Origin of the sequence: Rhodococcus sp. C-2, from assembly GCF_027854095.1 — a bacterium.
Classification (GTDB): Bacteria; Actinomycetota; Actinomycetes; order Mycobacteriales; family Mycobacteriaceae; genus Rhodococcus_F; species Rhodococcus_F qingshengii.
In genome coordinates this window covers 103,114-124,495 of sequence record NZ_JAQGFI010000018.1, presented here as the reverse complement: position 1 = coordinate 124,495, position 21,382 = coordinate 103,114, and the positions used below count along the sequence as shown (strand labels likewise).

At 61.1% G+C, this 21,382-nt stretch carries 23 protein-coding genes; 15 read left to right on the top strand and 8 right to left on the bottom strand.

Going from position 1 to position 21,382, the window contains the following annotated elements; genetic code table 11:
* Nucleotides 1–28: 28 nt before the first annotated feature.
* Nucleotides 29–745 carry an enoyl-CoA hydratase-related protein gene (locus PCS43_RS30095; RefSeq protein ID WP_270923162.1) on the bottom strand — a complete coding sequence of 239 codons (717 nt, stop codon included), beginning with the start codon at nt 743–745 and terminating at the stop codon, nt 29–31.
* A gap of 117 nt (nt 746–862) precedes the next feature.
* Here PCS43_RS30095 and PCS43_RS30090 point away from each other — a divergent pair, with 117 nt between their 5' ends.
* On the top strand, nt 863–1,456 hold the full coding sequence (locus PCS43_RS30090; protein ID WP_003940428.1) for a TetR/AcrR family transcriptional regulator: 594 nt from the start codon (nt 863–865) through the stop codon (nt 1,454–1,456).
* Here PCS43_RS30090 and PCS43_RS30085 read toward each other — a convergent pair whose 3' ends face one another.
* A complete protein-coding gene (locus PCS43_RS30085; RefSeq protein WP_042448650.1) occupies nt 1,457–2,059 on the bottom strand; it encodes a TetR/AcrR family transcriptional regulator in 603 nt (200 codons plus the stop codon).
* A 325-nt stretch (nt 2,060–2,384) separates the two neighbouring features.
* Between PCS43_RS30085 and PCS43_RS30080 the strand changes: the two genes are divergently transcribed.
* From PCS43_RS30080 to PCS43_RS30070, 3 genes are all read left to right on the top strand, one after another.
* The gene (locus PCS43_RS30080; RefSeq protein ID WP_209909916.1) at nt 2,385–3,188 is read left to right on the top strand and encodes an SDR family NAD(P)-dependent oxidoreductase; all 804 of its coding nucleotides are present in this window, start codon (nt 2,385–2,387) and stop codon (nt 3,186–3,188) included.
* A 55-nt stretch (nt 3,189–3,243) separates the two neighbouring features.
* Complete coding sequence (locus tag PCS43_RS30075) at nt 3,244–4,365, top strand: DUF5938 domain-containing protein (RefSeq protein WP_003940189.1); 1,122 nt, start codon at nt 3,244–3,246, stop codon at nt 4,363–4,365.
* 73 nt (nt 4,366–4,438) lie between these two features.
* Nucleotides 4,439–5,959, top strand: coding sequence for an AMP-binding protein (locus PCS43_RS30070; RefSeq protein ID WP_125052028.1), 1,521 nt, complete (start codon nt 4,439–4,441; stop codon nt 5,957–5,959).
* 2 nt (nt 5,960–5,961) lie between these two features.
* Here the strand turns inward: PCS43_RS30070 and PCS43_RS30065 are convergent, their stop codons facing one another.
* The gene (locus PCS43_RS30065; RefSeq protein WP_065455879.1) at nt 5,962–7,518 is read right to left on the bottom strand and encodes an alpha/beta fold hydrolase; all 1,557 of its coding nucleotides are present in this window, start codon (nt 7,516–7,518) and stop codon (nt 5,962–5,964) included.
* 78 nt (nt 7,519–7,596) lie between these two features.
* Nucleotides 7,597–8,364, bottom strand: coding sequence for a MerR family transcriptional regulator (locus PCS43_RS30060; protein ID WP_125052026.1), 768 nt, complete (start codon nt 8,362–8,364; stop codon nt 7,597–7,599).
* Between the two features lie 175 nt (nt 8,365–8,539).
* Here PCS43_RS30060 and PCS43_RS30055 point away from each other — a divergent pair, with 175 nt between their 5' ends.
* The 4 genes from PCS43_RS30055 to PCS43_RS30040 all read left to right on the top strand — a co-directional run bounded on the left by PCS43_RS30055 (nt 8,540) and on the right by PCS43_RS30040 (nt 12,025).
* Entirely contained in the window at nt 8,540–9,490 is a 951-nt protein-coding gene (locus tag PCS43_RS30055) for a TauD/TfdA dioxygenase family protein (RefSeq protein WP_073512558.1), read from the top strand.
* A gap of 142 nt (nt 9,491–9,632) precedes the next feature.
* Nucleotides 9,633–10,763, top strand: a complete 1,131-nt coding sequence (locus PCS43_RS30050; protein ID WP_209911709.1) for an ABC transporter permease — start codon at nt 9,633–9,635, stop codon at nt 10,761–10,763.
* The gene (locus tag PCS43_RS30045; RefSeq protein ID WP_003939803.1) at nt 10,760–11,446 is read left to right on the top strand and encodes an ABC transporter ATP-binding protein; all 687 of its coding nucleotides are present in this window, start codon (nt 10,760–10,762) and stop codon (nt 11,444–11,446) included. Before PCS43_RS30050 ends, PCS43_RS30045 begins: the two co-directional genes overlap by 4 nt.
* A gap of 27 nt (nt 11,447–11,473) precedes the next feature.
* Nucleotides 11,474–12,025 carry a TetR/AcrR family transcriptional regulator gene (locus PCS43_RS30040; RefSeq protein WP_054781557.1) on the top strand — a complete coding sequence of 184 codons (552 nt, stop codon included), beginning with the start codon at nt 11,474–11,476 and terminating at the stop codon, nt 12,023–12,025.
* 9 nt (nt 12,026–12,034) lie between these two features.
* On the opposite strand, the gene PCS43_RS30035 is transcribed toward PCS43_RS30040, so the two are convergent.
* Nucleotides 12,035–12,409: a nitroreductase family deazaflavin-dependent oxidoreductase gene (locus tag PCS43_RS30035; protein ID WP_058037648.1), complete on the bottom strand. Its 375-nt coding sequence runs from the start codon at nt 12,407–12,409 to the stop codon at nt 12,035–12,037.
* Between the two features lie 110 nt (nt 12,410–12,519).
* Between PCS43_RS30035 and PCS43_RS30030 the strand changes: the two genes are divergently transcribed.
* The 7 genes from PCS43_RS30030 to PCS43_RS30000 all read left to right on the top strand — a co-directional run bounded on the left by PCS43_RS30030 (nt 12,520) and on the right by PCS43_RS30000 (nt 18,890).
* Entirely contained in the window at nt 12,520–13,194 is a 675-nt protein-coding gene (locus PCS43_RS30030; protein WP_058037649.1) for a TetR/AcrR family transcriptional regulator, read from the top strand.
* Between the two features lie 196 nt (nt 13,195–13,390).
* The gene (locus PCS43_RS30025; protein WP_003940419.1) at nt 13,391–14,863 is read left to right on the top strand and encodes an aromatic amino acid ammonia-lyase; all 1,473 of its coding nucleotides are present in this window, start codon (nt 13,391–13,393) and stop codon (nt 14,861–14,863) included.
* Nucleotides 14,864–14,962: 99 nt separating this feature from the next.
* Nucleotides 14,963–16,078 carry an ABC transporter ATP-binding protein gene (locus PCS43_RS30020; RefSeq protein WP_209909913.1) on the top strand — a complete coding sequence of 372 codons (1,116 nt, stop codon included), beginning with the start codon at nt 14,963–14,965 and terminating at the stop codon, nt 16,076–16,078.
* Nucleotides 16,075–16,725: an ABC transporter permease gene (locus PCS43_RS30015; protein WP_003940005.1), complete on the top strand. Its 651-nt coding sequence runs from the start codon at nt 16,075–16,077 to the stop codon at nt 16,723–16,725. Before PCS43_RS30020 ends, PCS43_RS30015 begins: the two co-directional genes overlap by 4 nt.
* Entirely contained in the window at nt 16,722–17,462 is a 741-nt protein-coding gene (locus PCS43_RS30010) for an ABC transporter permease (RefSeq protein ID WP_030536962.1), read from the top strand. Before PCS43_RS30015 ends, PCS43_RS30010 begins: the two co-directional genes overlap by 4 nt.
* Nucleotides 17,463–17,473: 11 nt before the next feature.
* The gene (locus PCS43_RS30005; protein WP_030536963.1) at nt 17,474–18,382 is read left to right on the top strand and encodes an ABC transporter substrate-binding protein; all 909 of its coding nucleotides are present in this window, start codon (nt 17,474–17,476) and stop codon (nt 18,380–18,382) included.
* Between the two features lie 238 nt (nt 18,383–18,620).
* The gene (locus tag PCS43_RS30000) at nt 18,621–18,890 is read left to right on the top strand and encodes a hypothetical protein (RefSeq protein ID WP_030536965.1); all 270 of its coding nucleotides are present in this window, start codon (nt 18,621–18,623) and stop codon (nt 18,888–18,890) included.
* A 13-nt stretch (nt 18,891–18,903) separates the two neighbouring features.
* On the opposite strand, the gene PCS43_RS29995 is transcribed toward PCS43_RS30000, so the two are convergent.
* From PCS43_RS29995 to hutI, 3 genes are all read right to left on the bottom strand, one after another.
* Nucleotides 18,904–19,062, bottom strand: coding sequence for a hypothetical protein (locus PCS43_RS29995; RefSeq protein WP_209909909.1), 159 nt, complete (start codon nt 19,060–19,062; stop codon nt 18,904–18,906).
* Between the two features lie 121 nt (nt 19,063–19,183).
* Nucleotides 19,184–20,152, bottom strand: a complete 969-nt coding sequence (hutG, locus tag PCS43_RS29990) for a formimidoylglutamase (RefSeq protein WP_042926100.1) — start codon at nt 20,150–20,152, stop codon at nt 19,184–19,186.
* A 23-nt stretch (nt 20,153–20,175) separates the two neighbouring features.
* Nucleotides 20,176–21,366 carry an imidazolonepropionase gene (gene hutI, locus PCS43_RS29985; RefSeq protein ID WP_054187472.1) on the bottom strand — a complete coding sequence of 397 codons (1,191 nt, stop codon included), beginning with the start codon at nt 21,364–21,366 and terminating at the stop codon, nt 20,176–20,178.
* Nucleotides 21,367–21,382 lie beyond the last annotated feature (16 nt).

Below are 21,382 nucleotides of genomic sequence, written 5' to 3'. Positions count from 1 at the left end.
CAGATCATTCCCGGGAAGGTGCGCCCACTCACGCCGCCTCGCCGAGAACCATCCACAGGTTCTGATCATTGCTCTCCTTGGCGTCGTCGGTGACCTTCCATCCGTCGGCGTCGGCGTCGGCGTAGAGAGCCTCGATGGCCTTCAGACTCAGACTCACGGAGGTGGGGGAGGACTCGCAGATCTCCGCTGCCATCACCAGTGCCTCGTCGAGTGCCTTACCAGGGGCAGTGACTGCATTGACGACGCCGAGGTCCTTTGCCCGTTCGGGATCGAGTGTGCGGCCGGTGATCAAGAGTTCACGGGCGACGTTGATCGGAAGCGCGCGAGGAGCCCGAAAGAGTGCGCCGGACGTCGCAACCAGACCGCGTTTGGTTTCGGGAAGGCCGAATTGCGCTGTGGCAGAGGCGACGATCAGATCGCAGGCCAGTGCGATTTCGAAACCGCCACCAAGCGCGTAGCCCTCGACTGCAGCGATCAGGGGCTTGTTCCGCCGGCGCCGAATGACGCCGTACTCACCGCCGCGAGGCATGCGAAGGTCGGCCCGCTCTCGGATATCGGTTCCGGCGCAAAAGATATTGGGGGTTCCGGTGATGATGCCGACCCACAGATCAGGGTCGTCGTCGAGAAGATTCAGCGCGGCTTCGATTCCCTCGGCAGTCTCACGGTTGATCGCGTTACGGCGTTCTTCGCGTTCGATCCTGACGATGAGAACGCGGTCATGGCGTTCGGTGGAAACAGTCGACATAATTGGACTGTAGTCCACCTATCGGAGGCGGAGGTGCGTCACCTGACGGGACGGACATTGGACACATTCCGGACTGTGGCGAAGACTGTGTTCTGAGGCGGAGAAGGGCAGGTCGACGTGATTTCCAAACGAGAACAGAACAAGCGCGACACCAACGACAGGTTGCTCTCGGCTGCTCGAATTCTGTTCTCGGCGCAGGGTTTCGCCAGCACGACCGTCGACGACATCGCCGAGCGAGCCGAGGTGTCGCGAGCCACCTTCTTCAATTACTTCCAGGGCAAGGACTCGGTTCTCGAGGCGTTGCACAGTGATCATCTCGATCAGCTTGCGGCACTGGTGGATCAGCTCATGGAATCGCCGATGCCGACTTCTGATCGGATCTCCCGGATTTTTCAGGACTTTGCGCAGCAAGCGATCATGCACCCGCGCTATCTGCGCATGGTGACTGCAGAACTCGAGCGCGACTTCGCCTCCTCCGGAGCGGGGGCGGCCCACGATCATCGGTTCCACGTGGAACTTCTGCGGATCGTCACTGCCGGTATCGAAGCCGGCGAAGTGAGATCGGACTACCCGCCGCTCTTTCTCGCACAGATGATCGGTGGTACGTACGGAGCGTTGGTCCGCTTCTGGCGGCAAGACGCCGATTACGACGTGGTCGGAGAATTCGATCGCGGAGCCAGGTACGTCGCGGAAGGCATCGCTGCTCGCTGATCAGGGAGTGGGCACTACCAGAGGCAGCATCTGCTGGACGCTCTCCGAAAGATAGTTTGCGGCAGTCTGATCGCCGGACAGATGGCGCAGCAGGCTCTGCTGGAACAGGCCGTCGAAGATTGCGTACATCGCCGCCGAGGTGACCGATGCCTCTACGTCGAGAAGCTCGGCGTAGCGAGAAACGATGCGCCAGATCATGTTTTCGAGACTCTCGTCGATCGCGGCGACGTCGGCTCGGAACGACTCCTCGAACATCGACTGCGCGCGCAGGTCGTACCAGAGGCGGTGCATCGTGGGTTCTTCGATCATGGTCTCGGCGAGCAGTGCGCCGAAACCGGTTTTCAGTTCCTCCGGTGTCTTCGCGGTGGCGACGATGCCGTCGTAGCGGGTGACGCAGCGTGCCTTGTAGTGGCGCACGCAGTGGGTGATGAGATCGACCTTGTCGCTGAAGTAGTAGTGCAGGACGCCGTGGGAGAACTCCGAATTCTGGGCGATTTCGCGCAGGCTCGTGCGTGCGTAGCCCAATTCGGCCAGGGTTTGCAGTGCGGCCTCGGCGAGTTGATCACGTCGCTCGGAGAATTTGTCGACCTGGCGACGCGACACTTTGTCTGCGTTGGACCGCTTGGCGGAGTCGGACTGCTGGCCCGGTGAGCTAGGTGCAGCCTTTTTCCCTGCCTCACTAGGCTTCTCGACTGTCGTGGTCACGATGGCACGTCCTGTTCCCTGCGGTTTCCACAGCGGCACGATCACCGCGTCCGAATCAGTGTAACCCCTGGTCTTTGACGAGCGTGTAACAAAATCTTGACAGTCGTCAAGATTTCTCTTGACACTCGTCCAAAGTTGAATACTCTGTGACTCACACCACTTGGCAGCGTCGCTGTGAACGGTGGCATCGCGAGAGTCGTTTCAGTCATGGAGGCAGTCGAAAATGAGCGTGTTTGATCTCGAGGGACGAAAAGCACTGGTCACAGGTGGTGCCAAGGGGCTCGGAGCCGGAATGGCTGAGGCGTTGGCGAAGGCGGGGGCGTCAGTGATGATCGGCGACGTTCTCGAAGACGAGGGTCGTGCCACCGCAGAGGCTGTTGGTTCGGGCGGAGTCAAAACCGGCTTCGTAAAGCTGGACGTCACCGACGACGCCAACTGGGAAGAGGCAGTCGCCGCCACCGCGGAGACCCTCGGCGGCTTCGACATCCTCGTCAACAACGCAGGCATCGAGATTTCCTCGCTGGTGGTCGACCTCGATCCGAATGACATCCGCCGTATGTGTGAGGTCAACATCCTCGGAACAGCGCTCGGAACCAAACACGGACTGCGCAGCATGCGTCCGGGTGGCGTAGCCGGAACCGGCGGTTCCGTCATCAACATCTCTTCAGTGGCCGCAACCATTCCGTTTCCCGGGATCAGTGGATACTCCGCGACCAAGTCCGCGGTCGATCGCTTCACCAGAGTTGCCGCCGCCGAGTCGGGCAAGCTCGGCTACGGAGTCCGCGTCAACTGCATCTACCCGGGTCTTGTCGCCACGGAGATGGGTCTCGGACTCGCGGCGGACATGGAGAAGCTCGGTCTCTGGCCCAGCGCCGAAGCAGCAGTCGGAGACGTCGTCGGCCTCACCCCGCTCGGCCGCCTCGGTGAAGTGAACGACATGGCTGACGCCGTTGTGTTCTTGTCCTCCGACGCCGCGCGATTCATCACCGGTATCGGCCTCCCCGTCGACGGTGGCATGGGCATGTAACTCGCCCTTCATTCGTACGTACACCCTTCTCACGTCTTCGAAAGGTTCCACGAACATGTCCGAAAAGAAGCCCGTCATCGTTTACGGCGTCTCCGGGTACACCGGCCGTCTGGTGTGTGAATACCTGCGCGAGTTCAACATCCCGTTCATCGCAGCCGGCCGCGACGCCGCTCGCATCCAAGAGGTCCTCGACAAGATCCCTGGTTTGGACACCGTCGATCACGAAGTCGTCGAGGTCGAGCACACGGTCGAGGCTCTCACCGAATTGTTCACCGGCGCACAGGTTGTCAGTAATATGGTCGGCCCGTTCATCAAGCTCGGCGGCACCGTCGTCGAGGCCGCGTTGAATGCCGGTTGCCACTACATGGATACCACCGGTGAGCAGGACTGGGTACTCGACGTCCAGGAGAAGTTCAGCGACAAGTATCAGGAGAAGGGCCTGCTTCTCTCGCCCGGTATCGCGCAGATGTACACCACCGGTGAGATCGCGGCCAATATCGCACTGGAAACGCCGGGCCTCGATACGCTCGACATCCTCGTGCTGTGGAAGGGATTTCCCACCTACGCGTCCACTCAGACGATCTTCACCATCCTCAAGGCAAACTGGTACTACCTCGAGCAGAACAAGTACGTGCAGTGGGCGCCCGGCCAGACTTTCGACGTCGTCGTTCCGGGCCAGCACGAAACTGCGCTTGCATTGCCGTGGGGCGGAACGTGCCACCCGGTGTGGTTCAAGAACGATCCGCGAGTTTCCAACGTCAAGGCTGCGGGCGGAGTGTTCGACCGCACCGTGATGGAAGGCGTTGTCGCGACGCAGAAGATCGTGGAGGAGCAGATCAAGACCCTGCCCGCCGACGAGCAGGAAGCCGCCTTGGCCGAGATCGCCGGATCGGTTCAGGCCGGTATGCCCCCTCGTGAAAATCCGCGCATCAACACCTCACTCGACTCCGTCTACGCGTCGGGCCCGCTGGGTCGCTCGCACGTCGTGATCCACGGAAACTGTAACTACAAGCAGACGGGCCTCCTGCACGCCTATGCAGCGCATTCTCTGCTCCAGCAGGCGCCGAAGCGGACCGGGCTTGCCTCGGCTTGCCAGGCGTTCGGCCATCGCGAACTGCTCGGCGCGCTACGTAGTTTCGGGCTGGCTCTGGAGCCGGAAGTAACCATCAACGCCTAACTCGTCGCCCTCGTCATCATGTTCACGGCTCCCGGCGTGTAGCGCGCCGGGAGCCCCGCCCTGGAGGCTCCCCATGCGTTTGACCGACTATCTCGACAAGGGAGCCTCTCTTGGTTCCACCGCACCGTGTTTGACGATGGGGGAGCGCACTCTCTCCTACGGCGAGGTGCAACAGTTCAGCCGACGCTTCGCAGCTTCGCTCGCGGCTTCGGGCATCGCGCCGGGCGAAAAGGTCGCGATTCTGTCCGGCAACGACCCGATCTCGTTCTCGTGCGTATTCGGAATAAGCCGGGCCGGCGGCGTCTGGTGCCCGATCAACCCTCGCAACGAAGCTGCGGAAAACCGAGACCTGTTGGATTTGTTCGATTGTCGCGCTCTGTTCTTTCAGAAGTCCTATGCGCCGCTAGTCGACCAGATCAAGGATGCGCTTCCCCAGTTGGTGACGCTCGTCTGTATCGACGGCGAATGGGATTCGGCACAGTCCCTCGAAAGCTGGCTCGGGGAAAAAGAACTCGACGCCGCGGCGCCCGACGACGTCACCATGCTGGTCGGCACCGGTGGTACAACTGGACGGCCAAAGGGAGTGATGTTGACCGGGCACAACATCGAGACGATGACCGCAATCACTTTGATGAGTTATCCGTTCGAGGGGCGCCCGGTGTATCTGGCGCTGGCACCGCTGACTCACGCCGCCGGTGTTCTGTGCTTCCCGATCATGGCCCTCGGCGGCGAAGTAGTGATCATGCCGAAGCCCGACCTCGGGTACTTCCTCGCGAACGTTCAGAAGCACAAGGTGACTCACACCTTCCTGCCGCCGACGCTCATCTACATGCTGCTCGAGCACGAGGCCCTGTCGGCCACGGATCTCAGCTCGCTGCAATGCTTCTGGTACGGAGCGGCGCCGATCTCCCCGACCAGACTCGCGGAGGCGATCGACAAGATCGGCCCGGTCATGGCTCAGCTGTTCGGGCAGAGTGAAGCCCCCATGATGATCTCGACGATGTCACCGAAGGAGCACTTCGGCTCGGACGGCACTGTCGCAACGTCACGACTTTCGTCGGCGGGTCGACCGTCGCCGCTGGTGACCGTGGGGATCATGGACGACAAAGGCGCGCTGCTCGGACGTGGCGAGCGTGGTGAGGTGGTGATTCGCAGTTCGTTGGTGATGGCGGGTTATTACAAGAACCCCGACGCAACCGCGGAAGCGTCAGCCCACGGCTGGCATCACACCGGCGATATCGGGTACCTGGACGAGGACAATTTCCTGTTCATCGTCGACCGTGCGAAGGACATGATCATCACCGGCGGTTTCAACGTCTATTCGGTCGAGGTGGAGCAGGCACTCATGGCGTATCCGGGGATTCAGGACTGCGGAGTGATCGGGTTGCCGGACGACAAGTGGGGCGAACGCGTTGTGGCAGTGGTGCAACCGCACCTCGGCGCCGACATCGACGGCGCCGAGGTGATGGCTTTCGTGAAGGCTCGCATCGGAAGTGTGAAGACTCCGAAGCAAGTCATCGTCTGGGACGATCTACCTCGCTCCAAGGTCGGCAAAGTTCTCAAGAACGAGATCAAGAGCGAGCTGACGGGCTGAGGTCACGACTCGCACACCACGTCTTCGGCCGGCAGTGAGCCGTCGAGCAGGTACGAGTTGACGGCGGCGTTCGCGCAAGTATTCGCGTAGCCCGGGAACACCGCATGAGTGCGGCCTGGAACTGTCACGAGCCGTGAGCCTTTCATCGCTTCATGCATGCCGAGGCCTTCGTCGTACGTCGTGCGGGTGTCACCGGTTGCCTGGATCTGCAATGCCGGAACGTTGTTGTCGATGTCGATCCGCGTAGGGGCCTCACTGCGCCAGAACGCGCACGGCATGATCGTGTTGTGTGTGCCGGCAAAGATCGGCTGATCATCACGGTGCTCCTCCAACTTGTTGCGGTACCACTGGGGATCGCTCGGCATCGACACATCTCCGCAGACGATGGCGATTGTCCCGGCATAGTCAGGACCGGTTCCCAGTTCGGTCTGGAACCATGCCTGCATCAATCCCGTCAGCTGGGGATGGATGTTCTCGACGGTCTTGCCTGCGGCGAGATCGCGCAACTGAACCAATACCTGTGCGAATGCCTCGCTTTCCTTTTCGGTGTCGCCGGTTCCGTTGACGTACATCAGGAATGGAAGGACGTGATCGTCGACGGCATGGTCACCGATCTGTATCGGAGTGGTGGCCGCGTCCGAGATCAGCTTCTCGATGAGGGCGCGAACTTCGGCGGGCGTCGATCCGAGTGCATAGGTGGAGTTGTGTTCTGCTGCCCACTGCGAGAATCCGTCGATCGCTTTCTCGTTGGCCGGGCCCATGTCCTGGAACATCTCGTATCCGTATTTCTTCGGATCCGGTGCACTGTCGAGAACCACACGGTCGATCCTGTCCGGGAACATTTGAGCATAGGTTGCACCGAGGTATGTACCGTACGACCACCCGAAGTACGACGCCTTCTCCTGGTCGAGGGCGCCACGAATCACGTCGAGGTCTCGGGCGATGTTTTGAGTATTGATGTGCGGCAGATAGTCCGGGTACTTGTCCCAGCATGTGTCAGCGGCCTCGCGTGCGAGCGCAACACTCTCGTTCCATCCCTCGTCCGTGGTGCCCGGCGACCGCATCCATGTCATCTGTTCGACGCCGCAGTCGATCGGTGTGCTCTTGCCGAGTCCTCGGGTGTCCATGCCGATGACGTCGTATGCCGCTGCGACTTCCGGTGTCATGCCCGCATTCAGAATCTCGGGCAATCCCAGTCCTCGGCCACCCGGGCCACCAGGGTTGGTGAGCAGGATCCCTCGTCGCTGTGCGGGGTCGGTGGATGCGACCCGCGAGATCGCCACTTCGATCGTTTTGCCGTCAGGGACGGAATAGTCCAAAGGTACTGTGACCATGGCGCATTCACTTGCGGTCGACGTTCCGGTGTCTGTGGCGCATGGCCCCCACTCGAGATCCTGTTCGTAGAACGCGCTGAGATTCGATTGTGGATCTTCCTGCGGAGTAGCAGGATCCGAGCACGCCGCCAATGCAGGTACGGCGAGCGCAGCAGCGGCGATTGTGGTAGCCAGCCACCTTCGTGATCGAGGCATGCGTGATCTGGGCATGGTGAATCCAGTCATTGTCGTGTCCTTGCGTTGAGCCCATTTTCGGGCAGTGTTGGTCACCCCACTTCGAATGTGGGGGTTGATCAGGGTTTTTCAGAGGCGGGATTGACGGGCGGCGAACTCCGCGGCCACAGCCTTCGCGAATCTTTCCTGGGTGACGGTTCGTCGATCCGCTTGGTGTTCGCGCAGTACCGCTACCAGCCGGGTGGGGGAAGCGTCCTCCGGTGCAGCCTGTTCGGGTAGCACGCTCTCGGTGAAGTCGCAGAACTGAATGGCAAGGGCCGCAATCGTGTCCGCGTCAGCCGGTGCGTCGGCGAGGGCATACATGCGAGTTATCAATTCGATGGCCTGCTCGCGGTTCGGCTCGGCCAATACCCGGCGATGGGCGGACAGGAGTGAATCGCAGACCTCGGGATCGCCCCCGGAGACCGTGAGTGCGAGGATCAGAAGTTCACGCTCGTTGTCGATCCACGCTGTCGGCGCACCGGCAACGACGTACTGTGCGAGCACTTCCGAAAACGCGTCGGGTAGTTCAGGATCGGCATTGCGGCGTAGCGACTCGATGTGCGCACGCTGAACAGCGATCTGTTCGGCCTTCGTCGCCAATTCCTTGTCGAGGGCATCGAGTGCGGTCCGAGTGTCGTGAGCGTCGCCGTCGAGTAGTTCGGCGATCTTGGCAACAGGAATCCCCAGATCTCGCAGGCGGCGGATGCGACTCAGTCGTGCCAGGTCCACCGCCCGGTACGTGCGGTAGCCGTTGGGTTGGCGTTGTGGTTCTTCGAGAAGGCCGTTCGAGTGGTAGTAGCGCACGGACCTGACGGTGGTGCCGGCCAATTTGGCCAGCTCGCCGATGGTCATCATCGCCCTGCCCTCCCGTGATCGAATCGGATTCCGTCTGTGAAAACCATTCTCCAACCTTGACGCGGCGTCAGGGTCAAGATTCGCGCCGGAGAACGTGACCGTTGACACTTTAAGGAGGCGGACTTAATCTGACTTTTGTCCTTTACGACATCGTCGATTTCGAGGAAGTGCCCTGATGGCTACCCTTTTTCCTGCGGCAACAATCTTTCCGATCCCCACCGACCCGCTTGCTGCGTACGGTCCACTCGTTGCTCGCCGGAATCCCGAGTCGGTAGTTCCGGCACCGTACGAACACTTTGCGGTCAAGGCGGTCGCGCCGACGATCGGAGCGGAAATCTCCGGTATTCGACTCGGCGGGGGCCTGTCTGATGCCGTGATTGCGGAACTCCGCCGAGCTCTCCTCGAATGGAAAGTCCTCTTCTTCCGCGATCAGGACCTCGACCGAGCGGAACATCGAGCTTTTGCCGAGCGTTGGGGCGATCTCGAACAGCATCCGTTCTTCAAGTACACGCAGCCCGGGCAGACGGACGTCGATGTCACGACACTGGCGAAGGATGCGATGGTCGGCGGAGTCGAGAACAACTGGCACAACGACGTTACGTGGCATGAGTTTCCTTCGTTCGCAGCAGTTCTTCGTGCGGTCGAGGTGCCGGAGGTGGGTGGTGACACTTTGTGGGCCGATACTGCAGCTGCCTACGATCTGCTTCCTGAAGACATCAAGAAGCGTATCGACCCGCTTGTTGCAGAACACGATTGGATCAACTCGTTCGGCAGGTCGATGCCGGTGGATGTGGTCGAGATGTTGCGTCCGAAGTTCCCCGCTGTGCAGCATCCGGTGGTTCGGATCATTCCGGAAAGTGGCAGGCGGGTGTTGTTCGTCAACATGACCTTCACGCAACGGATCTTGGGTGTGTCAGAAGAAGAATCGAACGAACTTCTCACGATGCTGTATCGCCACGTCAATCGTCCGGAATTTCAGGTCCGTTTGAAGTGGGAGCCGAATACTGTTGCCTTCTGGGACAATCGGACCTGCCAGCACTACGCGGCCAGTGACTACTTCCCGGCTCGTCGTGTGATGGATCGAATCTCGATTGTCGGGGATCGACCGGTGGGCGTCGGGGGCTGATACGACGCTCAGCGCCTCGAGTGTCTACTACGGGAAGTAGTAACGCACCTCACATAGTTTTTCGACGCCTTGTCGATATGATTTCGACAAGGCGTCGATAAAAGTCGGCGTGACTCGTATCGACGACTTTGGAGCTTCCCGAATGTTCCTCGCCCTGCGTGAACTGTGGTTTGCGCGAAATCGATTCCTCTTGATGGGTGCCGTGGTTGCCCTCATCTCGATCCTGATGGTGATTCTGTCCGGCCTCTCGTCCGGACTGGTAAATGACGGTGTCTCCGCTTTGCAGCGGACGCCGATTCAGGCGTTTGCCTTCGCACCGGACACCAAAGCCGACTCAGCGTTTTCGCGCTCGGTCGTCACCGAGGAGCAGGCGCAGGCATGGCGTATGCAACCCGATGTCCAAGACGCCGAGCTCTTCGGCAACATGATCGTCAATGCAAAAACTCGCAGTGGCACGCCTGTCGATCTCACGCTCTTCGGCATCGAACCTGGCTCCTTCCTCGAGCCCGTCTCCGCCGACGGGAGGGGGCTGCATGCCGACACGGACATCATCGTCAGCTCTACCTTCCGTGACGACGGTGTTGCGATCGGTGACACCGTGATACTCGATCGACTCGGTACGGAGCTGACAGTTGTCGGATTCACCGAAGACAAGCGCACTTTCGGTCACGTCGACGTCGCCTACCTGCCCCTGCGTACTTGGCAGGAGGTTCACGCCGGTGCCAAGATCGGCGAAACCGCCAATGCCAGTGCCTATTCCGAAGCAAGTGTCGTTGCGATTCGGGGCATTGGTGGCGCGTTACCGGATCTCGTGTCGGGCGATGCGGCGGCGGGAACGTCCGCAAAGACGCTCGAGGAATCTTTCGACTCCTCACCAGGGTTCTCCGCGGAAATGATGACTATGTCGATGATCAAGGCGTTTCTGTACGCGATTTCGGCCCTGGTGGTCGGTGCATTCTTCAGTATCTGGACGGTTCAGCGCGGTCGTGAACTCGCAGTGTTGCGCGCGATGGGAGCCTCTACCGGCTTCCTGCTTCGTGACGGCATGGCGCAGGCACTGGTAGTGCTGCTTGGTTCCATCGGCCTCGGTGTGTTGCTGGGCTTGGGGCTCGGTTCGGGGCTCGAAGGCGGGGGGATGCCGTTCGCCCTCGAGTCCGGCCCAGTCGTCAACGGCGCAGTGCTCTTGGCGGTACTCGGGCTGGTCGGCGCAGCCGTTGCCATCGTCCGTGTTACCTGTGTCAACCCGCTCACCGCATTGGGAGAAAACCGATGACCACAGTCGAAAAGACCACAACCGGATTGGTATTGACCGCTGTCAGTCTTCGATTCGGTGACGGTGACTCCACCGTGCTCGCCCTCGACAACGTGAACCTGGAGGTCTCGTGCGGCGAACTTGTCGCGATCGTCGGACCGTCAGGCGCTGGAAAGTCGAGCTTGCTCGCTGTGGCCGGCGGACTCGGTCGGCCGTCGAGTGGAACGATTGTCATCGACGGCGTGGACGTGTCGGCGATGCCGGCCCGTGCTCTCGCCAAACTTCGACGAGACAAGGTCGGCTTCGTCTTTCAGTCCGGCAACCTGATTCCAGCGCTGACGGCGCGCGATCAGCTTCGGCTGATTCCCAAGCTCACGGGGCGGCCGGGTCGCGATCCCGAGGAGTTGCTCGACTCGGTCGGTATGAGTCACCGTGCAGATCGTCGACCCGGTCAACTCTCCGGCGGTGAACGCCAGCGCGTCGGTATCGCTCGGGCATTGATGAGCAATCCCTCGCTACTGCTCGTCGACGAGCCGACGGCTGCTCTCGACCGCAAACGCAGCCATGAGGTGGTCGAACTGCTCTCGCGCGAAACTCACGAGGCAGGCGTCGCTACGATCATGGTGACCCACGATCACGACGTGCTCGGGCACTGCGACCGCATCCTCGAAATGGTTGACGGTCGGTTGCGTCAGAGCGAGTAAGCCCGCGAGGGGACTGGAGGAGATTCGGTGCCGAGGATCGATGCGCCCACTGTGGTCGAGCATCGTGCTGCTCAGCGCCGTGCCCTCCTCGACGCTGCACACGCTCTTCTGTCCGAGGCCCCGGACCGGCCGCCGGGGCTCGGTGAGGTGGCAGCGAAGGCAGGGCTCGCCAGGTCGAGTGCCTACCACTACTTCCGGTCCCGGGAAGATCTCCTCAGTGCCGTCGTCGAAGACATGTTCCCGCGCTGGAACGACAAGATCGTCGAGGCGATGGCAGGCGCAGACGATCCGGTATGGGCGTACGTCGAGGCAAACCTCCAACTGGTTGCCGACGGGGAGCATGCGATAGTCGGAGCGCTGGCGACGCTGACCCCGCAAACATTTCGAGATTCGCGGATCATGGAAATGCACGACAGTCTTGTGCTTCCGCTGGTCGAGGCCCTCCGCCTCCGTGGCGTGTCGGACCCGAAGCTCACCGCCAAGTTGATCAACTCGCTGGTGCATACGGGTACCGAACTGATCGAATCCGGTTGCAGCATGGAGGAAGTCAGGTCCGCCGTGCGTGAGGTCCTCGCGTGACGGGCACCCTCAGGCCGTAATCAGATCCATCCGAAGGTACTCGGTGATGCGGAGCAGCCTCGGGGGTTGGGACACGTCTGAGGAAAGTGCTTGAAATGCTTCGTCTTTCGCGACGAGGCGTGGGGTGCCGAGGCTCACCTCCGTCTCGTCGACCGACAGTCGAGCGCTTCCCGCTCTCAAGACGTTCTGCACCCAGTCCGAGCCTGATCCGTACACCAGAATGAAGACGTAGCCACCCTCGACCGGATAGGCGTCGAGGGGCGTCCGGTAGGTCGTGCCGGATGTGCGTCCGACGTGAGTCAGTACCGGCCATTTACCGCTCGAAATTGCACGCGGGTTGAACACTCGCTTGTTGACATGTCCCCACCATCTCGGCATCGGCATTGCGATCTCCCTTCGCGAGCGCCTTACGAACGTAAGGCTGGCTTACACCTGTAAGGGTGACTTACGCATGTAAGGTTGTCAACGTATTCGTTCCGCCGAGGGGAGTCTGTGTGTCACGGCAACCGCGACAGTCGCTGAACAGGACTCGCGTAATCGAGGGTGCGATCCGCGTTGCCGACGCGGGTGGTGTCGAGGCCGTCACGATGCGACGGGTGGCCCAGGAGCTGGGCATCGAGGCGATGTCGCTCTACCACCACGTGCCCAACAAAGATGCGATTCTCGACGGCCTCGTCGATGCGGTCTTCGAGGCGATCGACCTGCCCGACAGTGAGTGTGCGGATTGGCGAGATGCAATCCGTGGACGCGCCTTTTCCGCTCGCACAGTCCTGTCGCAGCACCGTTGGGCTCTCGGTCTGCTGGATTCGCGACGCAGCCCTGGCTCGGCGACCCTGCGTCATCTCGACGCTGTGCTCGGAGTGCTCCGGAAGGCCGGGTTCACACTCCCGATGGCCGCCCACGGAGCCTCGCTGATCGACAGCTACATCGGCGGATATGTTCTCCAGGAGGCGAATCTGCCGATCAGCGGGCCCGTCGACGTCGAAGAAGTTGCGAGTGACATCCTCGAGCGCCTTCCGGCTGAAGAGTTGCCCTTCCTTCACGAGATGATCGTCGATCACGGTCTGAGTCCGGCTTACGACCACACGAGTGAGTTCGCCTACGGTCTCGATCTCATCCTCGATGCGCTCGAGGCGCGTCGCGCATCGGCGGCACCGGTCCTCGAATAGCGACGATTCGTGTCCAGTTGCTCACCCTTACTGAGGTGACGCAAGGTTGTGTGCACGCGGGTGAGCTGCAGTGTCCCTATTGACAGGTGGCTGTATATACAGGACTATACATTCATCAAAAGTGACCCAAGGCACATTGCGTAGATGATGTGATGCACGCCCGCGATGGCCGAGTCCTTCGATCGATGGAGTTCTGATGACTGAACGTCTTCCTGGAGAAGACCGGACGGAAGACGACAATGTCCTGCTCGACGGGAAAGGGTTGTCGGTTCACCGGGTGAACGAAATCGCGCGAGAGCCGGCCGTGATTCGACCTGCCGACGCGGCTCTCGAGCTCACACGGCGGTCATGGGAGACCGCGGTTCGGGTTTCCTCCCGTCAAGCGGTGTACGGGCGCACTACCGGGGTAGGCGGGAATCGCGAAACATCCGTCTCCGACGGTGTGCAGCAGGATCTGAGGCTTCTGAGAAGTCACGCAACGGGATCGGGCCCCAGGCTCCCTGACCGGTTGGTGCGCGCCGCGATCGTCATCCGCACCAACCAGATCCTCAACGGCGGCTCAGGTATGCATCCCGACATCATCGACGGTCTGGTTGCTGCTGTTGCTTCACAGAACCTGCCGACAGTGCACGCACGCGGTGCGATCGGAACGGGTGACCTGAGTGCGTTCTCCGAAATCGCCATGGGGCTGATCGGCGAGAGCCCGCTTCGCGACGGACGCACCGGAATCGGTTGGACTCCGCACCACGGTGATGCACTTCCGTTCATTTCCACCAATGCGATGACGGTGGCGATCGCCGGCGACACCAGTATCGAAGTCGCGGGGTGGCTTCAGCACTGCTTGGTTGTCAGTGTTCTTTCCGTGCTTGCGTCGCGTAGTTCTGTCGAACCGTTTGCTGCACAAGTACAGTCGGCAAGAATGCACTTCGGTCAAGCGGAAGTCGCAGAGCGGGTTCGCGATCTGCTGGCACCACACGACATCACACCCGTGAGAGTTCAGGACTCGTTCGGGTTTCGCGCCCTACCGCAAATCTTGGGTGCCACCTGGCAAGCGGTGCATCGACTGCAGAACACGCTGAGTATCGAGATGAATTCGTCTTCGGAGAATCCGCTGGTGTCGGTCGAAGACGACATGGTGTTCCACAACGGAAATTTCCACGCAATGCCAATAGCCCTTGCAGTCGACGAGGCGAAGTTGGCGGTCGCCAGTGCTGCCCTGCTCTCGCAATGTCGGCTCGCCAACCTCTCCGACCCCGCAGTCACCGGCCTTCGTGCGTTCCTTGCAGACGGTCCCGACGGCAGCAGCGGAACCATGCTTCTCGAATACACGACTTCTGCTGCCATTGCCGAGATCCGCTCGTCGGCGGCACCGGGGTCGTTGGGCCACACGGTAATTTCGCGCGGCACCGAGGATCACGCAAGTTTCGCATCCCAAGCTGCAACTCAATTGGCGGACATTCTTGCCCAATCTCGATTGGTGCTGGCGTGTGAACTGATCTCGGCAGTTCGCGCACTCTCGCAACAACAGCGTGAGCTGGATCCGGCGACCGAGCTCGGCGCGTACCTCGCGCGTGCGCGTTTGGTGCTGGACACGAGGACCGAAGACCGGCCACTCAGTGCAGATCTGAGTGCCGCCGTGAACTTTCTTTCTCAACCGCTCGACCAGTAAGCAGGTGGACCGAATCACAAGTAGGTGTGTGCTCGAACGGAACTCGACCATTTCTCCTGGGTGCGTCCGGACTCAGGTCGACACGAAAGTAGTTCGTAGATGATCAAATTCGACAAGGTCACCAAGGCGTATCCAGACGGAACCATTGCCGTCGATGCTCTCGATCTGGAGTGCCCGACGGGAAAGATCACCGCGTTGGTGGGTCCTTCCGGCTGCGGCAAGACGACCTCACTCCGCATGATCAACAGGCTGATCGAACCGACGTCAGGCACGATTTCGCTCGACGGCGAGTCCACGGCGGGAATGGATCCGGCCCTTCTGCGTCGACGCATCGGGTACGTGATCCAGCACGCGGGTCTCTTTCCCCATCGCACCATCGTCGACAACATAGCGACCATGCCTCGATTGCTCGGTGCGAGTAAAAAGGAATCTCGCACTCGCGCTATGGAATTGCTCGAAACGGTTGGTCTGACGACCAACTTCGCCGACCGCTATCCGTGGCAGCTCTCCGGAGGGCAGCAGCAACGAGTCGGTGTTGCGCGAGCAATGGCTGCGGATCCGTCATTCATGCTGATGGACGAACCGTTCAGCGCCGTTGATCCGGTTGTTCGCGGCCAGCTGCAAGACGAGTTTCTCCGTCTGCAGAAGGAAATCGGAAAAACGATCATCATCGTCACCCACGACATCGACGAAGCGCTGAAACTCGGGGATCAAGTGGTGGTTCTGCGTACCGGCGGCATTCTTGCGCAGGCGGCGACGCCCCTCGAATTGCTGACTCAACCTGCCGACGAATTTGTTGCCGACTTCGTCGGACGTGACCGTGGGTACCGATCGTTGGGGTTCACGACATTGGACGGCGACCTACCGACGGTGTCAGAACCCGTTGCGCATCTGGGCGATTCCGCTGCGGCGGCCCGCGCACTCACCGGCGATACGTGGCTGTTGGTAGTGGATCCCGCGAACAAGCCGCTCGGATGGGTGAGGCCGGACGCGCTCACGGATTGTATCCGCCCGGATGACTTGAATCTCAGTGGAACACTTGCTGATTCCACCGGGACGATGCGCGCTCTGCTGGATGCGGCGCTGTCAGCGCCGAGCAAGCGGGGCGTTGTCGTGGACGACGCCGGACGCCTGGTGGGAACCGTCACTGCGCATGCTGCAGTGGAAGCCATCGAGGCTGCCGATCTGGCTGACGCGGGGAGGGCGCTTCGATGAACTTCGAATGGCTCGGACGTCAGTCCGACCGGATCATGGACTTGGTGGGATGGCATGTTCTGCTGTCGTTGATTCCCTTGGTGATCGGCTTGGTGGTCGCGTTGCCGATCGGCTGGGTCGCCTATCGCAGTCGTCGGTTGCATCCCTACGTGGTGGGGACGGCCGGATTGCTCTACACGATCCCTTCGCTCGCGCTCTTCGTGCTCCTGCCTCCAATTCTGGGTACCAAGATTCTGGATCCGATGAACATCATCGTGGCGCTCACCGTGTACACCGTTGCTCTGCTCGTGCGGGTAGTGGCCGACGCGCTCGATTCGGTTCCGCCGGAGACGGTTCTGGCAGCGACGGCGATGGGTTACCGGCCGTATCAGACGCTGTTGAAAGTGCAGTTGCCAGTAGGAGTTCCGGTGATCTGTGCAGGTTTGCGCGTCGCAGTCGTCTCGAACGTCAGTCTTGTCTCACTCGGCGCACTCCTGGGTATTCCGCAGATAGGTTCCTTGTTCACCCAGGGATTTCAGTTGCGTTTCTACACGCCTATCATCGCGGGTATCGCTCTGTGTCTGGTGCTGGCGTTGATCCTTGATCTCCTCATCATGTTGGCGAATCGGCTGTTGACGCCGTGGACCCCGAAAGTGACTACATCATGATCAGCTTCCTTCTCGACGGATCCCACTGGACCGGGCCGGACGGCATCCCCACCCTTCTCGTTCAGCATTTGATGTACACATTCGCCGCGCTGGCGGTGGCTGCGGTTATCGCGATCCCGCTCGGTCTCTACATCGGACATACGGGCCGTGGCTCCGTTGTTGTTGCTGGACTGGCCAACTCGCTACGAGCGCTGCCGACCATCGGTCTGCTGATCCTACTGGTTCTCATCATCGCGCCGTCATTCCCGAACAAACTCGCGTATCTGATCCCCAGCCTCATCGTCCTGGTGCTTCTCGCGATCCCTCCCATTCTCACCAACACGTACGCCGGAGTTCGAGCGGTCGATCAGGCTGCAGTCGACGCCGCGCGGGGGATGGGATTTCGGTCGATGCGGATCTTGACCGAGGTCGAGATTCCATGTGCCCTACCACTCATGTTGTCCGGCATCAGAAGTGCCGTGCTTCAGATCGTCTCCACTGCGACTGTCGCCGCTTACATTTCTTTGGGCGGACTCGGCCGGTTGTTGATCGACGGAAAAGCTCAGAGCGATTACGGCCAGATGGCGGCCGGAGCCGTACTGGTATCGCTGATTGCCCTGGTTTTCGATCTCGGAATCGGAGCACTGACTGCGCGGGTCGTTTCGCCTGGCCTGACCAGGCGCGATCGGAAGAAGAAGACCGAGAAGACCGCCGCCCCCTCACAGCGCACCGCTGTGCCTGAGCCCGCACCGATCTGAGGACGTTCGACATGAAGAAGGTATTGATCGCCGCGTTGGTCGGCGTGACAGCGGTTGCGTTGTCCAGCTGCGGAATCGGCAAGGACCCCTTGGCTACGGACGGCGGCGGTAGCGCTGAGGGCGCCATCGTGATCGGTTCCGCCGATTTTCCCGAGAGCCAACTGATTGCGACCATTTACGCCGAAGCGCTTCGTGCCAACGGTATCGACGTTACCGAGAAGTTGAACATCGGTAGCCGAGAACTCTATGTACCGGCACTGCGCGACGGTTCCATCGATCTGATCCCCGAGTATTCCGGCGCCTTGTTGCAATATCTGGACAGCAAGACAACGGCGACGGCTTCAGATGAAGTATCCGCTGAAATCGATGCGAAATTGCCCAAGGGCCTGGTGGCTCTCGAGCCCTCGCCCGCAGAGGACAAGGATGTACTTGCCGTCAAACAGGAGACGGCGGAAAAGTATTCGCTGGAGACCGTCGAGGATCTGGTGCAGCATGCCGACGAGTTGACTCTCGGCGGACCGCCGGAATGGAAGACGCGTGAAAACGGCGTCGCCGGCTTGAAGACCAAATACGGCCTGACATTCCGGGAGTTCCTGGCTCTCGATGCAGGTGGACCGCTCACGCTCAATGCGCTTCTGAGCGGGCAGATACAGGTTGCCGATGTCTTCAGTACCGATCCTGCGATGCGCTCGGAGAACTTGGTTGCACTCGAGGATACGAAGCACCTCTTCCTCGCGGAGAACATCACACCGATCATCAACGAGTTGAAGGCTCGCGATGACGTCCGCTCAGTGCTCGCGGGGGTTTCGGCGGCGCTGACCACCGAAGATCTCATCGAGATGAACCAGCGCGTTGCCGATCTCGACGACATGAGTGACATCGCTCAGGACTGGTTGCAGGAGAACTCCCTGGTGCCATGATCGAAGGCCGGGGTGGCGTCCTTGTCGTCGGCCGAACAGACGATATCGATTCGACCCCGCTCGGGGTAGCGTCGCGAAGTCAGGCATGCCTCGACCTCGCGGCGAGCCGTTCCGACCAAGGATGCCGACATGCCGAGAAGCCGACCGCGCACACCCATTGGACGAGTTCGGAACGGCGCAGCCACTACAACCACGGTTGTAGTGGCGGGCGTGTGTCTGGCATCAGGCTGGAACGCCCATGCAGTTTCCGAGTTGCGCTGTAGTTCCGTTCACGACGCCTGGTGGCACCGGACGGGCAATTCTCACCAGCGAGGGCGTCACCGTCATCGAATCACCGCCGGGAACGCTGACCGACCGCGGCGTCGGTGACGGCTCACCGTGGCTCAAATCGAATCGGCCTACGGCAACGATCATTCGACACGGACGATTCAGACTGAGTCAGGCCAATCGATCTTCGTCACCACCGGTGATCCGGGGCAAGTCGGTAATGGCGACCCCGGAGGGTTGATCGGCTTTTCGATTCACGACGGTACGGTCGGGCCTCCTGTGATCGGTGGTGTCCCCGGCTTCGAGTACTGCTCGGGCAATTCGTCGACTTCGACTTCACGATTGCCGACGGCATCCACATCCGAGGGGTGCGGAACGATCACGTACCCCGAGACAGGCGTTGTCGCCTCCATCGGCAATCTGCAAGGCGGCATCACTTGTGAGGTGGCAAAGGACATAGTTTGGAGTGCTCGGACAGAACTCGTGGAATCAGTTTTCAGGCAGTCCCGTAGATCTGCTGGAGGCGCGCCGAGGCTAGCGCTGAACCGGCACGTGCTTCGTGACTATCCGGTGGATCAGACGAGCAGCCGTTCGGGCAGTGCGATTGTCGACGTCGAGGCTCGGGTTCAGTTCGGCGACATCGAGAACCGCGAGTTTTCCGCTGGACGTGACTCGGTCACATACGTATTGGATGGTTTCGAGGCTGACTCCGTAGGCCGCAGGTGCGCTGACGCCCGGCGCCACAGCTGCAGGCAGGACATCGAGGTCGATGGTCAGGTAGACCAGATCGACGTCGTCGAGGAAGTCTGCGAGGAACTGATCCACGACGCCTCGGCCGATCGCTCCGCATTCTTCGTCGAGCAGATAGCGAACACCGAGGCGGTGAGCCGTGTCGAACAGTGCCGTGGTGTTGCTCGGCTGGCTGATTCCGATCACGCTGTACTGATGTGAGGTGCCTGCCGCGGCTTCGTCCTCGGCGATCTGACGAAAGGGTGTGCCGGAGCTGGGTATCGGATCGCCCCGCAGGTCGAAGTGCGCATCCAAGTTGAGGATTCCGAGTTTGGCTCCAGCGGTTCGCAACTCGGAGCCCGCGACGCCGAGGTATGTGCCGTAGGCGATTTCGTGTCCTCCCCCGAGAACCACAGGGAAGTGTCCCGAATCAAGCGCAGCGCTGACGGCGTTCCCGAGTGCGGCTTGACCGGCCTCGAGTTCTTCACCCGACACGGCAACGGTTCCCGCGTCCTGAATCTGCAGTGGTTCGGCCAGCGCCATGGAAGCCAACCCGGCTCGCAAAGCGTCGGGGCCATCCGCGGCACCGCGGCGGCCCTTGTTGCGGCGGACTCCTTCGTCGCTGGAGAATCCGATCAGAACACAGTCGCCGGGAGCTGTTTCGGCTGAATACGGTTGCACGGCATGATGCCACCGCAGATGCTCGGCAGTGGTGCCGTCGGAGCGCCCGGTCCACGGCTTGGGTTCGATGTCGACTGCGATCTGATGTGCCACGACGGCCTCCCGGTGAGTGTATTTCAGTAGCTTGTGGCGAGTGCGCCGTTTTTCCAGACCTCGCGCACCAGAGGGACGCCCGGGCGGTAGGCGAGGTGGAGGTACGACGGTGCATCGAGCGCGATGGCGTCGGCACGTGTTCCGAGAGAAAGGGTTCCGACGTCGGTGCGCTGCAGCGCCCGGGCGCCTCCTGCAGTGGCTGCCCAGACTGCCTCGGCGGGTGTCATGTGCATGTCTCGCACCGCAATTGCTATGCAGAACGGGAGGCTGGTGGTGTAGCAGGTGCCGGGATTGCAGTCGGCGCCGAGAGCTACGGTGACGCCGGCGTCCAGCAGTGCGCGGGCGTCGGGGTACTTGTTGCGGGTGGAGAAGTCGGCACCCGGCAACAGTGTTGCGACGGTGGAACTCTGAGCCAGGGCGTCGATGTCCTCGGCGGTGACGTAGGTGACGTGATCGACGGATGCGGCTCCCATCTCGACGGCGAGTTGAACTCCTGGCCCTTCGCCGAGTTGATTGCCGTGGACGCGGGGGATCAGTCCAGCGGCGACGCCTGCGCTCAGGACTGCATGTGCCTGTTCGCGGTTGAACGCGCCTCGCTCGCAGAAGACATCGATCCACTTCGCGTGTGGCGCACAGGCAGGGATCATCTCGTCGCACGCCATGGCGACGTAGTCATCGACGCGACCGGCATATTCGGGTGGTGGAACGTGGGCGGCCAGCAGTGTGACCTCGTCGGTGAACTGTCCGGCGATCAGTGCGCTGCGTAGTTCGCTCTCGGTGTTCTGCCCGTATCCGGTCTTGCATTCGACGGTTGTGCTGCCGGAGCGCAGGGATTCGTCGAGTAGGCGTCGAACATTGGCCTGCAATTGTTCGTCGGTGGCCGAGCGCGTCGCTTCGATGGTGTTGCGAATGCCGCCGGCGGCGTACTTCTCGCCCGCCATGCGAGCTGCGAATTCCTCGGCCCGCTCGCCACCGAACACCAGGTGCGAGTGACTCTCCACGAAACCGGGGAGCAGGGCCCGACCGCCGATATCCTGACCGATATCGGCAGCCGGGGCGTCGGCGGAATCACCGACCCAAGCAACAACGCCGTCGTCGAAAACGATTGCCGCGTCGTGTCGTACGCCGAGCTTTCCCTCACCCAGAGTCGGGTCATTGGTGACGAGGGTTCCGATGTTGGTCAGAACAGTGGTTCGAGAACCATTCGTGGTCAATGTAATTCCTATCTCA